This is a genomic window from Corynebacterium atrinae (assembly GCF_030408455.1).
Lineage (GTDB): Bacteria > Actinomycetota > Actinomycetes > Mycobacteriales > Mycobacteriaceae > Corynebacterium > Corynebacterium atrinae.
Window position 1 is genome coordinate 725,274 of sequence record NZ_CP046977.1, and the last position, 13,371, is coordinate 738,644.

General features: G+C 64.5%; 11 protein-coding genes. 9 read left to right on the forward strand and 2 right to left on the reverse strand.

Annotated features, from left to right (window positions below; genetic code table 11):
- The first annotated feature begins 21 nt into the window (after window positions 1-21).
- Complete coding sequence (locus CATRI_RS03690; RefSeq protein WP_290219855.1) at window positions 22-429, forward strand: DoxX family protein; 408 nt, start codon at window positions 22-24, stop codon at window positions 427-429.
- Complete coding sequence (locus CATRI_RS03695) at window positions 422-1,123, forward strand: zf-HC2 domain-containing protein (RefSeq protein WP_290219858.1); 702 nt, start codon at window positions 422-424, stop codon at window positions 1,121-1,123. The genes CATRI_RS03690 and CATRI_RS03695 overlap by 8 nt, the downstream gene beginning before the upstream one ends.
- Here CATRI_RS03695 and pmt read toward each other — a convergent pair.
- Window positions 1,120-2,673 carry a protein O-mannosyltransferase gene (gene pmt / locus CATRI_RS03700; RefSeq protein ID WP_435384182.1) on the reverse strand — a complete coding sequence of 518 codons (1,554 nt, stop codon included), beginning with the start codon at window positions 2,671-2,673 and terminating at the stop codon, window positions 1,120-1,122. The genes CATRI_RS03695 and pmt overlap by 4 nt on opposite strands.
- A gap of 24 nt (window positions 2,674-2,697) precedes the next feature.
- Between pmt and rsmI the strand changes: the two genes are divergently transcribed.
- The 5 genes from rsmI (at window position 2,698) to CATRI_RS03725 (ending at window position 10,633) form a co-directional block, all read left to right on the forward strand.
- Window positions 2,698-3,540, forward strand: a complete 843-nt coding sequence (rsmI, locus tag CATRI_RS03705) for a 16S rRNA (cytidine(1402)-2'-O)-methyltransferase (RefSeq protein ID WP_290219859.1) — start codon at window positions 2,698-2,700, stop codon at window positions 3,538-3,540.
- A 175-nt stretch (window positions 3,541-3,715) separates the two neighbouring features.
- The gene (locus CATRI_RS03710; protein ID WP_290219862.1) at window positions 3,716-5,476 is read left to right on the forward strand and encodes a BCCT family transporter; all 1,761 of its coding nucleotides are present in this window, start codon (window positions 3,716-3,718) and stop codon (window positions 5,474-5,476) included.
- A 10-nt stretch (window positions 5,477-5,486) separates the two neighbouring features.
- Window positions 5,487-7,325 carry a methionine--tRNA ligase gene (gene metG, locus CATRI_RS03715; RefSeq protein WP_290219863.1) on the forward strand — a complete coding sequence of 613 codons (1,839 nt, stop codon included), beginning with the start codon at window positions 5,487-5,489 and terminating at the stop codon, window positions 7,323-7,325.
- Between the two features lie 9 nt (window positions 7,326-7,334).
- Window positions 7,335-8,537: an MFS transporter gene (locus CATRI_RS03720; protein WP_290219865.1), complete on the forward strand. Its 1,203-nt coding sequence runs from the start codon at window positions 7,335-7,337 to the stop codon at window positions 8,535-8,537.
- A gap of 29 nt (window positions 8,538-8,566) precedes the next feature.
- Window positions 8,567-10,633: a RecQ family ATP-dependent DNA helicase gene (locus tag CATRI_RS03725; protein ID WP_290219867.1), complete on the forward strand. Its 2,067-nt coding sequence runs from the start codon at window positions 8,567-8,569 to the stop codon at window positions 10,631-10,633.
- Here CATRI_RS03725 and CATRI_RS03730 read toward each other — a convergent pair.
- Window positions 10,604-11,221 (reverse strand): cyclase family protein, encoded by a 618-nt coding sequence (locus CATRI_RS03730; protein ID WP_290219869.1) that lies wholly within the window; start codon window positions 11,219-11,221, stop codon window positions 10,604-10,606. The two genes, CATRI_RS03725 and CATRI_RS03730, sit on opposite strands and share 30 nt — an antisense overlap.
- A 31-nt stretch (window positions 11,222-11,252) precedes the next feature.
- On the opposite strand from CATRI_RS03730, the gene CATRI_RS03735 reads away from it, so the two are divergent.
- Together CATRI_RS03735 and CATRI_RS03740 are read left to right on the forward strand one after the other, a co-directional pair.
- A complete protein-coding gene (locus tag CATRI_RS03735) occupies window positions 11,253-12,086 on the forward strand; it encodes a TatD family hydrolase (protein WP_290219871.1) in 834 nt (277 codons plus the stop codon).
- 142 nt (window positions 12,087-12,228) lie between these two features.
- Entirely contained in the window at window positions 12,229-13,359 is a 1,131-nt protein-coding gene (locus tag CATRI_RS03740) for a resuscitation-promoting factor (RefSeq protein ID WP_290219874.1), read from the forward strand.
- The last annotated feature ends 12 nt before the right edge of the window (window positions 13,360-13,371 follow it).

Below are 13,371 nucleotides of genomic sequence, written 5' to 3' on the forward strand. Positions count from 1 at the left end.
GCTTAGGGGTAGTCTATGCACATGGATAAACCGGCTGTGAGGGATGCAGCGCTGCTGTTGCTGCGCGTAGTCCTGGGCACCGTGTTTGTGGCGCACGGGTGGGACAAGCTGCTCATCACTGGCCTCACGGAGACTACGGGCCAATTCAGTGCCTGGGGGATACCGCAACCGAAGTTGTCGGCCTACGTGGTCATGGTGGTGGAACTGCTTGGTGGGGCGATGCTGGTGGTGGGGTTGTTGACCACCCTCGTGGCTGGCATTCTCGCGCTGCTCATGGCGGCCGCCTTGTGGTTTGTGCACGTGCCCCAAGGCTTTTTCGTTGCCGACGGGGGAGTGGAGTACCCCGTGGTGATCATCGCCGCGCTGTGCATGGTCGTGGTGTTCGGTGCGGGGCGGGCGAGCTTAGACCGGGTGTTGGTTCGTGATTAGCCATGACCAGGTGCAGGCCGCGTTGTCTGCCCGCATCGACGGGGAACCGGCGCCCTTGAGCGACGATGTTGTCGATGCGCATGTGGCCGGGTGCCAGCAGTGCCGGGAATTTTGGGAGAACTCTTTGGTGTTGAGCCGCCAGCTCAACTTCGCCGAGCCTGCGGATGGGGGTATGTCGCCGCCAGATCTTTCGGCGGTGATCATCGCGGGGGTGGAACCCGAGTGGCGTCGTACTGCCAATGCCCGGGCGGTGGGACTCGTCGTCGCCCGCACGTTGCTTATCCTCGCGGGCGTCGCGTGGGTGGTGTGGGGTGTGCAATTGCTCGGCGATGCCGGCGGGCTCACCCAGGTTTCCGCCGACGGGTCTACCTTGAGTGTGGGCGCGGATCCACGGACCGCGGATTTGCTCGTGGATGCGGCTGCTCAGCGCTTTGCTTTTGCCTTCGGGTTGTTCGCTGTGGCGTGGAAACCCCGCCTGGCTTCCGGCGTGTGGCCGATCATGGCAGCGCTGTGGATGTTCAAGTTCGGTTTCTTGGTGCGTGACATGGTGCTGGGGACGGTCGGCGAGGGCCAGGTTCTTGGCTTGGTGTTGTTGCTGTTCACCCTCGTGGCTGTGATGTGGGCCTGGCTAACGCACCACGGCTTCCTGTTGCTGCGCACCGGGTGGCGAGAATTGGGTGCTCGCCCGATTTAGCTCCAGCTGGGCAGCCACATGAGCTGGTGATACCAGGTGTCGGGGATGAGGTAGCCGTAGAGGATCGGGGAGAAGTAGAGGAACATCGCCACCGCCGTGGCGAGGTAGACGATGACGGCCAGTGTGCCAGTTTGGAGGCTACCTCCGGCGAGGATCTTTAGCCAGCGCCATTCCACCTGCTTGCCCCGTCCGTGGAGCTGCCCCAGGGTTAAGGCAATAAGCGCAATGGTGAAGGGCACCAGGGCGGTGGCGTAGAAGAAGTACATTTGCCGGTCATAACCCACTAACCAGGGAAAAAATCCGGCGGCGAAAGCGACCAAGGGGATGAGGAAGCGGTCGTCGCGGCGGATGACGAGACTCCATAGGCCCCACAACAGGATCGGGACGGTCAGCCACCAGATGGCGGGCGTCCCGAACAGGTAGATCATGCGTCGGCAGGTGCCGCCCAGGCAGGAAATGTCGGTGGAGGAGAAGTACAGCACGGGTCGGGTGCCTGCGAGCCAGGACCACGGTTTGGAATCCCAGGGGTGGGAATGCCCGCCGGAGGTGGTCAGGGAGGCATGGAACTCGAGCACGGTCCGGTGGTAGTAGAGGAAAGACTCCAGGGAATCAGGCAGGATGCCGTCTTTTTCTGCATGGCGGTAGACGGAGGTCTCTGAGGCGAACCAGGCTCGCCACGACCAGAAGTATGCCAGGACGGGGACGATGACGAGGGAGGCGAAAGCCGGGAGGGCGTCGCGAAGCAGCATGCCCCGCAAGGGGCGACGCACGCCGTAGCGGCGGCGCAGGGCCCAGTCGAGGGCGACGCTCATGATTCCAAAAAAAGCCATGTAGTACAGCCCTGACCATTTCACCCCGAGGGCGAGCCCGAGGAAAACTCCGGCGCTAAAACGCCACCAGCGAAAGCCCAAGCGCGGCCCCCAGGGCGAGGTGCCGAGCATCCCGCGGCTCCAAGCATCGTGCATCCGGGCGCGCATTTGCTCCCGGTCGCAAGCCAGGGCCCACGCGGCGGAGACGATGAAAAAGACCTGAAAAATGTCGAGCATGCCGAAGCGGGAGCTGACCAGCAACACCCCATCCACCACAGCGAGCAAGCCAGCGAAGAAGGCAACCTGCCAGGTGCCGGCGAGGGGGCGGACCAGCAGCATCGTCATCACGACGGTGCCAGCGCCGAAGAGTGCGACCATGAAACGCCAGCCCAGCGGGGTGTATCCGAAGACCCACTCGCCGAGGGCAATGATCTGCTTGGCCAGCGGGGGGTGGACCACGAGGCCGTAGCCGGGGTTGGATTCGATGCCGCCAATGAGCGGGTTGACCTGCGAACGCACCATGTCCCACGCCTGCGGGACGTAGTGCTTCTCGTCGAAGACGGGAGTGCCGGAGGCGACCGCACTGGTCAAGCCGACGAACCGGGTAAACAGGGCGAGAATCCCGATGAAAAGGACCGACCAAGTGTCCTCGCGAGTCCACGCCAGTGGGCGGGGCGAAAGGGGGCGCACCGAAGGCGCAAACCGGGGGCCGGGGTACCTGTCGGCGATGGCGGAGCTCACGGCACAGAGTCTAAGGTACAAGGCATGTCTCAGGTCGAATCTCTTCCCCACGGTGTGGTTCTAGCCGCGACTCCGCTCGGAAATGTTGGCGATGCTTCACCCCGGCTGACCCACGCCCTGGCCACCGCGGACGTCATTGCCGCGGAGGACACCCGCCGCGTGCGCAACCTGGCCGCCGCGCTCGGGGTGGAGATCTCGGGCAAGGTGGTGTCCAACTTCGATCACAATGAGGTCGGTCGCGCCCGCCAGCTTCTCGACGCCGCCCGAACCGGCACCGTCCTCGTCGTCACCGATGCGGGCATGCCCCTGGTGTCTGACCCGGGGTTCTCGCTTGTCGACGCCGCGCACAACGCCGGCGTTCCTGTCACCTGCCTGCCCGGCCCTTCGGCCGTGCCCACCGCCCTGGCCCTGTCGGGCCTGCCGGTGGGACGATTCATCTTCGACGGCTTCGCCCCGCGCAAGGGTGGCCCGCGCCGGGCCTGGCTGGAATCGCTGCGCACAGAGGAAAGAGCCGTGTGCTTCTTCGAATCCCCGCATCGCCTGGCGGAGACACTTGAACTCGCGGCGGATGTCTTGGGGGAGCAACGCCGCGTGGCGGTATGCCGCGAACTGACCAAAACCTACGAGGAGGTCCGCCGCGGTAGCCTCCCGGAGCTGGCGGCGTGGGCTGCCGAGGGCGTCAAGGGTGAGATCACCGTCGTCATCGAGGGCGGAAGCGCGGCAGACGTCAGCGTGGAGGAGCTCGTCCCCGTCGTGGAAGCGATGGTGGCGGACGGCGTGCGCTTGAAGGAGGCGTGTCGCCAGGTGGCGGCCGGTCGCGGGGTGTCCAACCGTGACCTGTATGAGGCTGTGCTGAGCGCACGATAGGTCATACGAAAGGAAATGGTTATGCTTTTGTGACTTCCCTGACGCCAATCCGCGCCTCACCTGTGGTGATCCGTGTCACGGGGAGGTAACGGCGGCGTCGATACGCTGTTTTGAGGGTTGGTGGAGGTGTCCGCCTAGTTGGTGACATGCCCTCGAATGCTCAACAGTTATAGGCATGACCACTCCTGAGCAGGCGGAGCCCAGTACCGCCACTGAACAGCTGGCATCGATGATGTCGGATGCCGAGCTCATCGGCGACCGCATGGATGAAACCTCTGACGCCGTCGATCGGCCAGTAGAAGACGACAACCCCAGCTTCGACTGGGCAATCATTCTTCCCACTGCGGGCGTCATCGTCGCGGTGGTGTTGTGGGGTCTTCTCCGGCCAGATAGCTTCGCCACCGTCGCGTCCTCTGCCCTGAGCCTGGTGGTGAACAACCTCGGGTGGGCTTTCGTGCTCTTCGGCACCGTATTCGTGGCCTTTATGATCATCATCGCCGCGAGTAAGTTCGGGCAGATCAAACTAGGCGGCAACGACGAGGCCCCGGAGTTCCGCACCGTCTCTTGGATCGCGATGATGTTCGCCGCAGGCATGGGCATCGGCCTGATGTTTTATGGTGCCACCGAACCGCTGACCTTCTACCGCGATGGCGTGCCAGGACGATCAGAGCACGAGGTGGGTGCCGCCATGGCCACCTCGCTGTTCCACTGGACTCTCCACCCCTGGGCGATTTACGCGGTCGTCGGCCTGGCCATCGCGTACTCCACCTTCCGCCTCGGCCGCCCGCAGCTGATTTCCTCGGCCTTCATCCCGCTGTTGGGCGAGAAAGGTGCCCGCGGATTCTGGGGCAAGCTCATCGACATCCTGGCGATCATCGCCACCGTCTTCGGTACCGCCACCTCCCTGGGCGTGGGAGCCCTCCAGATCCGCGCCGGGCTCTCGGCCTCCGGGATCATTGATAATCCGGGCAACGCGACGATCATTGGCATCATTCTTGTGCTCACCTTGGCGTTCATTGTCTCCGCGCTCTCCGGCGTGGGCAAGGGCATCCAGTACCTGTCCAACACCAACATGGTCATCGCGGCCATCCTGGCCATCTTCATCTTCATCATGGGCCCGACCGTCGCCGTGCTCAACCTCATGCCGACCTCTATGGCCAGCTACTTCTCGCAATTCTTCGAGATGGCCGGCCGCACCGGAGTATCTGCCGACGGCACCGCCGGCGAATGGCTGAACTCCTGGACCATCTTCTACTGGGCCTGGTGGATCTCCTGGTCGCCCTTCGTCGGCATGTTCCTGGCACGCATCTCCCGTGGGCGCACCATCCGTGAATTCACCATCGGTGTCCTCGTCGTGCCCTCGCTGGTCTCCGTCGTGTGGTTCTCCATCCTCGGCGGCACCGCCATTACCTTTGAGCAAGAAGGTCGCTCCATCTGGGGCGACGGCTCCGCCCCCTCCCAGCTGTTCAACCTGCTGCACGAGCTGCCGGGCGGCACCATCATGGGCGTGGTGGCCATGATCTTGCTGGGCACCTTCTTCGTCACCTCCGCAGACTCCGCCTCGACCGTCATGGGCACCCTGTCCCAGCATGGCCGCAGCAACGCCACCCCCTGGGTCTCCGCGCTGTGGGGCGTGCTCACCGCCGCAATCGGCATGGTGATGCTCACCTCCTCGGAAGATTCCCTGGGCAACCTGCAGTCCATCACGATCATCGCGGCCAGCCCCTTCCTGCTAGTCATCATCGGCTTGATGGTGGCGCTGGTGAAGGACCTGCGTAACGACGTCATCTACCTCGACTACCGTTCCCAGCAGGAGTTTGCGGCCCGCCTCGCGCGCGAGCGCCGGGTCCACCAGGAGCACCAGCGGGCCGCGGCGAATAAGGCCCGCCGTCAGCAGCGTCTGGCCAAAATCAACAAAAGGGAACCGATGAAATAGGGTGTAGGACATGACCCAATCTGTGCTTGTCTCCGTCGCCTGGCCGTATGCAAACGGCCCCCGCCACATCGGACATGTCGCCGGTTTCGGCGTCCCCTCCGATGTCTTCGCCCGCTACCAGCGGATGGTGGGCAACGAGGTCCTCATGATCTCCGGCACGGACGAGCACGGCACCCCCTTGTTGGTCCAGGCCGACAAGGAAGGCGTGACCGTCAAGGAACTCGCCGATCGCTACAACCGCCAGATCGTCGAGGACCTCGCCGGTCTGGGCCTGACTTACGATCTGTTTACCCGCACCACCACCCGTAACCACTACGCGGTGGTGCAGGAACTATTCAAGGGCCTTTACGACAACGGTTACATGATCAAGGAGACGACCCAGGGTGCGGTCTCCCCGTCGACCGGGCGAACCCTGCCCGACCGCTACATCGAGGGCACTTGCCCGATCTGTGACTACCCCGAAGCCCGCGGCGACCAGTGCGACAACTGCGGCAACCAGCTCGACCCCTCCGACTTGATCAATCCGGTGTCTAAGATCAACGGTGAGACCCCGGAGTTCGTCGAAACTGAGCACTTCCTCCTCGACCTGCCGTCCTTGGCGGAGGCGCTGGGCGAGTGGCTGCGGGGGCGCGAGGACTGGCGCCCCAACGTGCTGAAGTTCTCCCTCAACCTCCTCGATGACCTCCGCCCCCGCGCCATGACCCGCGACATTGACTGGGGTGTGCCGATCCCGGTCGAGGGCTGGCAGGACAACAACGCCAAGAAGCTCTACGTGTGGTTCGACGCCGTCGTCGGCTACTTGTCTGCCTCCATCGAATGGGCGTGGCGCACGGGCCAACCGGATGCGTGGAAGCAGTGGTGGCAAAACCCCGAGGCCACCGGCTACTACTTCATGGGCAAGGACAACATCACCTTCCACTCCCAGATCTGGCCCGCCGAGCTGCTCGGTTACGCCGGCAAGGGATCGAAGGGCGGTACCCTCCACGAGTACGGCGAAATCAACCTCCCCACCGAGGTCGTCTCCTCCGAGTACCTGACCATGTCCGGCTCGAAGTTTTCTTCCTCCAAGGGCGTGGTTATCTACGTCAAGGACTTCCTCGCCGAGTTCGGGCCCGACCCCTTGCGTTACTTCATCGCCGTCGCCGGTCCGGAAAACACCGACACCGATTTCACCTGGGACGAGTTCGTCCGTCGGGTGAACAACGAGCTGGCCAATGGTTGGGGCAACCTGGTTAACCGCACCGTCGCCATGGCGAACAAGAATTTCGGTGAGGTGCCTGCGCCGGGGGCTTTGACTGAGTCGGATCAGAGGATCCTCGACCTGGCGGCCTCGACTTTCGACGTCGTCGGCGAGGCGTTGGCCGCCTCCAAATTCAAAGCCGGAATCACCGCCGCCATGCACGTCGTCGGTGAGGCTAACGCTTACATCGCTGAGCAAGAGCCCTGGAAGCTGGCCAAGGACGAGACCCAGCGCGAGCGCCTGGCCACCGTCTTGTGGACAGCCCTGCAAGTCGTCTCCGATTGCAACGTCCTGCTCACCCCCTACCTGCCGCACATCGCCCAGCAGGTCCACGAGACCCTTGGCGGCGATGGCGTGTGGGCTGCCTCCCCGGTGATCGAGGAAGTCACCGATGACATGCCGGTCGAGCTCGTCGGCGTCGACCTGCCCGAGGCCGGACAGTCCTACCCCGTCATCACCGGCGACTACACCGCCCAGCAGGCAGTGTGGAAGCGTATCGACGTCGTCGCCGGCACTCCGCTGGACAAGCCTAAGCCGCTCATCCAAAAACTTGATCCCGAGCTCGCCGAGACCGGCCCGGAGTGGGCACCGATCCTTGGCGAAAGCTAGCTGATTTGGGTGAGCCGTAAAGCACTTCCCGCCGCGCTCCTTTTCGTCGCGGTATTCATCGCGGCAGTCAACCTCCGCGCCGGCATCACCTCGCTTGGAGCAGTGCTTGCCGACGTCCTCCTGGCCTTCCATGCGGGAGGCACCATCGCCGGCATCATCACCGCCATCCCCGGCCTCCTCTTTGCCCTCTTCGGGCTCGTGGCGGTCCCGGTGGCCACGCGGCTGGGTTTGACCCGGACCCTGTGCTTGGGCATGGCCCTCACGCTGCTGGGCCTGGCCCTGCGCCCGTGGATTGGCACCATTTCCCTGTTCATCCTGCTCACCGCTTGCGTTGGCGTGGGCATCGCGCTGGGCAACGTGTTGCTGCCAGCCTGGATCAAAAACCACGGTGGCCGGCACATCGTGGCGCTCATGACGATCTACGGCTCGGTTCTCGGCTTGTCCGGTGCCCTGGGGCCGCTGACCGCGCTGTGGGGTTTCGACTTCCGCTGGGCCCTGGTCCTCTGGGTCATTCCCGCCGCAGTGCAGCTGTTGGTGTGGCTGGTCTTCCTGCCGAAGGTGGGGCGCGACGTACCCCGCTCAGGTGCGGTGGATCTGTCGGAGGCTGGACGGGCGAAACCAATCTCCCTCTGGCGCGCTCCCACGGCCGTCTACCTCATGTTCTTTTTCGGGCTGCAGTCGATGAATGCCTACATCCAGATGGGGTGGCTGCCCAAAATCCTCGTCGATAGTGGGGCAAGCACGAACGCAGCGAGCGTGGCCCTCGCCATCACCGCTGGCTGCGGGATCCTCGGCGGGCTGGTCATGCCCGTGGTGATTGACCGGTGGCGCAACATTCAGTGGCTACCGATCCTCTTCGCCGTCCTCATGGCCTTGGGATACCTCGGACTGTGGTGGGATGCCACGGCTGCCCCCTTGGTTTGGTCAGTGCTCCTCGGCGTAGGTGGCTTCTCCTTCCCGATGGCCATCGCGCTCATCCCCGCCCGCAGTCGGGTCCCCATGGTCACGGCCCGGCTCTCCGGATTTGTCCAACCAGTCGGCTATCTCATCGCTGCCGTCGGCCCCTTCGCAGTGGGCATGGCGCGTGAGGCGCTGGGCGGCTGGGACCTCATTCTCCCTGTGCTCGCGGCCTTGTGTGCGCTCATGGGTGCGGCTGGTTTCCGGGCCGCGCGGCGTGGGTTCATCGATGATGAATTAGCAGCTCAGGGCTAATGTCGGGGGCATCGTCTAGCGTGTAGTCCATGGAGCTTACTCGGGGTACAGCAAACGAACTGCTCGTCGGCATCGCGGGGCAGGGCGCCCACTTGCGCGATGATCAGTGGACGGCCATCCAAGCACTCGTCGAGCAGCGGCGGCGGATGCTCGTGGTGCAACGAACGGGCTGGGGCAAGTCGGCGGTGTACTTCATCGCGGCGAAATTGCTGCGGGAGGCGGGGAGGGGTCCAACGCTCATCATCTCCCCGCTGTTGGCGCTCATGCGCAACCAGGTGGAGGCGGCAGGAAAAGCGGGGATCGTCGCCGCCACCCTCAACAGCGCGAACATGACTGAATGGGAGGAGATCCAAGCCCAGGTGGTGTCGGGTGAGGTCGATGTCCTGCTTATCTCGCCGGAGCGGCTGAACAACCCCGGCTTCCGCGAGGAGGTTCTGCCCCACATCGCCCACACCGTGGGCATGGTAGTCGTGGATGAGGCGCACTGTATCTCGGACTGGGGGCATGATTTCCGCCCGGATTATCGGCGCATCCGCACGCTCTTGACCGAGCTCCCGGAAGGAGTGCCGGTGTTAGCCACGACGGCGACGGCCAACGACCGCGTGGTCGCCGATGTCCAGGCCCAGCTGGGAGCGGAGACCGGTCTGCTGCGGGGCGGGTTGGACAGAGAGTCGCTGCACTTATCTGTGGTCCAGCTGGATGATTCGACCCAACGCCCGGCCTGGCTGGCCACGCACCTGAGCGAACTCGAAGGCTCCGGCGTCATCTATTGCCTGACGGTCGCCGCGGCTGAAGACCTGGCGGAAGCTCTCGACGCCGCTGGCTGGAACGTCGCCGCGTACACCGGCCGAACAGAGGCGGGGGAGCGGGAGCGCTTGGAGCAGGCGCTGATAGCCAATGAGCTCAAGGCGTTGGTGGCCACGTCGGCGCTGGGCATGGGGTTTGATAAACCGGATCTGGGATTCGTCGTCCACGTCGGGGCACCGAGCTCCCCGGTGTCCTACTACCAGCAGATTGGCCGCGCCGGCCGAGGCACGGACCGAGCCGACGTCATCCTCCTCCCCGGTGCGGAAGACCGCGACATCTGGCGCTACTTTGCCTCCGTGTCATTCCCCGAAGAGCAGACGGTTCAGCAGCTCCTCTCGGTACTAGGGGATGAGCCGCAGTCGACGATCCGACTGGAAAGCCAGGTAGATCTCAGTCGTTCTCGCCTCGACCAAGTGCTAAAGGTCCTCGACGTCGATGGCGCGGTCAACCGGGTCCGGGGCGGTTGGGTGTCCACCGGCCAACCGTGGACCTACGATGCCGCACGCTACCAAGGTCTGGCTGCCGCCCGCACTGCCGAGCAAAACGCCATGATGGAATACCAGCGCACTTCTGGCTGTCGCTTGCTCTTCCTGCGCCGCCAACTGGATGACGTCACTGCGACTAGTAACTGCGGCCGCTGTGACAACTGCACGGGCCAGGCCTGGGACACGGGCGTCGATGCCTCCGTGGCTAGCCGGGTGTCCACCCGACTCACCGCGCCGGGAGTGCGACTGACCCAGCGCAAACAATGGCCGACCGGCATCAGCGTCAAGGGCAAGATTCACGGCGTCGAGCCCGGTCGAGCACTCGGTCGCCTCAATGACATCGCTCGTGGCCCGGCATTGAGAGAGTTGCTCGGCGACAAAGCGTGGCGGCCGACGTCACCGTGGCAAGAAGACACGTGGTTGCCCCGAATCGTTGCTGTGTTGGCTGAATGGGATTGGAATCAACGGCCCACCAGCGTCATTGCGCTTGGCACAGTCGATCCGGAGGCCACAGCTCAGGTGACGGCTCTGGCGGAAGCGGTCGCCGGGGTGGGCCGGATGGCCTTCGTGGGTACGCTGCCCGTGCGCCCCGGCACGGGAGAAGTCACCGCGCAGAACTCTGCCTATCGGGTGAAAGGCCTCCTGGAGCACTGGGACTTCACGGGCCTACCCACCGTGGATGGCCCGATCCTGCTGGTCACGGACCTGGTGGACACCGGGTGGTCCGTGACGGTGGCGGGCGAAGCCCTCGCCAGAATCACCGGGCAGGTGGTGCTACCTCTCGCCCTGGCCAGCCGGGGTTAGGGCGATGACGCGCGCCGGGAAGGCGGAACCACCGGCGGGCAAGGGCCAGGTGACCATGATCCAGGCGCCGATGGTGGGCAAGCCCGTGAGGGGGCGGAGGTTCTCGATCTGCCAATGGTCATGCTCCAGCCACCAGCGTTGGGCAGGGAAAGAGCCTGAGGCGACGACATCCGCCGAATCAGTGTTGAGAGTGTCGTGGCCGATGGCGATGACGCCGCGTGAGTGGATGACTTCCAGCGCGGGCACGGTCCAGCCTCCGCCGCGAAGCGCAGCGAAACACCCGGCGGGAACCCGACCGTGGCGTTCCTCCCAACCCGCGATATCGGGGGAATCGAGGACGATCAACGGCAGGAGCGATTGAGATGCGGGAATGCCTTCGAGTGTGCGTCCGCCCGGGACGACGTGGGCTGGGGCATCCACGTGCGTGCCGGTGGGCCCGACCACCTGGTAGGACGTCACCTCGAAACCATCGTCAGCGGCGGTGCTCAGGGGGCGAACGGTCATTGGCGGGTCGGTGGGGAAACGCTCCTGGTCTGGGTGCAGGGGGCGGGTGAGGTCGTGGAACACCCAGTCGCTGGCAGTGAACATGGCTCCCACGCTAATCCCTACAATGACAGCCATGTCGAAGAAGAAGCCCCGTCCAGTACCGATCCCCGCAGAAACGATCCCGGGGATCGTTGACGCGCACACGCACCTCGCCTCGGCGGGGGCCCGGACCCCCGACGAGGTGGATGCGATGGTGGCGCGGGCGGTAGGGGCGGGCGTCGAGAAGCTGTGTACCGTCGGCGACGGATTGGCGGAGGCCGAGTTGGCGCTGGCCGCCGCCCAGCACAACGAGCGGGTGTTTGCCGCGTGCGCGATTCATCCGACGAGGGCACTGGAACTCGACGAGGCAGCTCGGGCGCGCTTGCGGGACATGGCCGCGGACCCGCGATGCGTGGCGGTGGGGGAGACGGGGTTGGATACCTATTGGATCCGCCACGAGCCGGAGTCGACGGCGCCGCTCGATGTGCAGGAGGAGGCGCTGCGCTGGCACATTGACTTGGCGGTGGAGTCGGGGAAGGCGCTGATGATTCACAATCGGGAAGCCGATGAGGAGCTCATGCGGGTCCTCGCCGATGCCCCGCAGCCCAATCACACGATCTTGCATTGCTTTTCTTCGCCACTGGACATGGCTGAGGAGGCATTGGCGCGTGGTTACGTGCTGAGTTTCGCGGGCAACGTGACGTTCAAGCGCAACGAGGAGCTGCGGGAGGCGGCCAGGCTGGCTCCGCGGGGCCAGCTGCTCATCGAGACGGATGCGCCGTACATGACGCCGGAGCCCTTCCGGGGTGGCCGGAATGAGCCGGCGATCATTGGGCACACGGCGTTGTGTGTGGCGAAGGCACGGGGGATGGAGCCGGAGGAACTAGCGGTAGAACTGAGCGAGACTTTCGACACCGTGTATCTCTAGGTGCGCATGTGGCTTGAGTGTTGCAAGAGGTATCGCGCGGGAAATGATACTGGACGATCGGCGAATGTTACCGTACTGTGACCATTGGCCGATTTTCCACAGTGAGAAAACACGACTGAGAAAACGAGACTGAATTTTCCCCATGGGTCTTCATAACAACAACCAGATCAAGCGCCTCAACCCCTTGACCATCTCTCTGCCCGCTCGCATTGCAGCCGGCGGCGTTGTCGGCGTGCTGGCCGTCGGTGGCATCACCACCGCCGCGATGGCCAAGGACGTCGTGGTGGATGTCAACGGTGACCGCACCGAGCTGACCACCTTGTCCCGCGACGTGGCCGGCGCTCTGGATGCTGCCGGGGTCACCATCAATGGTCAGGATCTTGTTTACCCTGCCCCCAGCGAATCGCTGGCCAAGGGGGAAACCATCACTGTTCGTACCGCGAAGCCCGTCGCCGTGGTCATCGATGGCAAGCAAACCGAGGTCACCTCCACCGCGCTGACGGTGCAGGACCTCATTGGCGAGCTCGACGGGGTCACCCCGGCCGCTCACGTGGACAATGCTGATGCCCGGCTGACCGATCAGATGCGCGTCGAGGTCACCACCCCGAAGATTGTCTCGGTCACTGATGGCGGCCAGACCGTCTACACCGAGGTGGCAGCCGCTACCGTCAAGGATTTGCTCGCGGCCCGCGGCATCACCCTGGGTAAGCACGATCAGGTAAGCCCGGCACTGGATACCCCGGTGAGTAATAACCTCAAGGTGGATGTCCAGCGGATCGATATCACCGAATCCACGGAGACCGGCGATTACGAAGCCGAGCCGCATTACATCGATGATCCGCAGACCGCGGAAGGTAAGGAAACCGTCATCACCCCGGCCGTGCCGGGCGTGCGGGAGACCACCCACCGCATCACCACGGTCAATGGCGTGGAGACCGCCCGGGACATCATCAAGGAGGTCGACATCACCCCGTCGACCCCGGCGACCATCTCCCGTGGCACCAAGGCCGCTCCGTCGGTGGCGTCCGGCTCCGTGTGGGACACCCTCGCGCAGTGCGAGGCCGGCGGCAACTGGTCCATCAACACCGGCAATGGCTACTACGGCGGCCTGCAGTTCTCCGCCTCCACCTGGACTGCCCACGGCGGCGGCCAGTATGCGGCGACGGCCGACCAGGCCACCCGCGAGCAGCAGATCGAGATCGCCTCGAAGGTGCAGGCCTCCCAGGGTTGGGGCGCGTGGCCCGCGTGTACGTCCCGCATGGGCCTGCGTTAAGCCGCCTAAGGC

Excerpts from the sequence above, each read along its gene's own strand:
- CATRI_RS03710 (WP_290219862.1), top strand. The coding sequence starts at position 3,716 with ATGACCACTCCTGAGCAGGCGGAGCCCAGTACCGCCACTGAACAGCTG.
- CATRI_RS03690 (WP_290219855.1), top strand. The coding sequence starts at position 22 with ATGGATAAACCGGCTGTGAGGGATGCAGCGCTGCTGTTGCTGCGCGTA.
- CATRI_RS03725 (WP_290219867.1), top strand. The coding sequence starts at position 8,567 with ATGGAGCTTACTCGGGGTACAGCAAACGAACTGCTCGTCGGCATCGCG.
- rsmI (WP_290219859.1), top strand. The coding sequence starts at position 2,698 with ATGTCTCAGGTCGAATCTCTTCCCCACGGTGTGGTTCTAGCCGCGACT.
- CATRI_RS03735 (WP_290219871.1), top strand. The coding sequence starts at position 11,253 with ATGTCGAAGAAGAAGCCCCGTCCAGTACCGATCCCCGCAGAAACGATC.
- metG (WP_290219863.1), top strand. The coding sequence starts at position 5,487 with ATGACCCAATCTGTGCTTGTCTCCGTCGCCTGGCCGTATGCAAACGGC.
- CATRI_RS03730 (WP_290219869.1), bottom strand. The coding sequence starts at position 11,221 with ATGTTCACTGCCAGCGACTGGGTGTTCCACGACCTCACCCGCCCCCTG.
- CATRI_RS03740 (WP_290219874.1), top strand. The coding sequence starts at position 12,229 with ATGGGTCTTCATAACAACAACCAGATCAAGCGCCTCAACCCCTTGACC.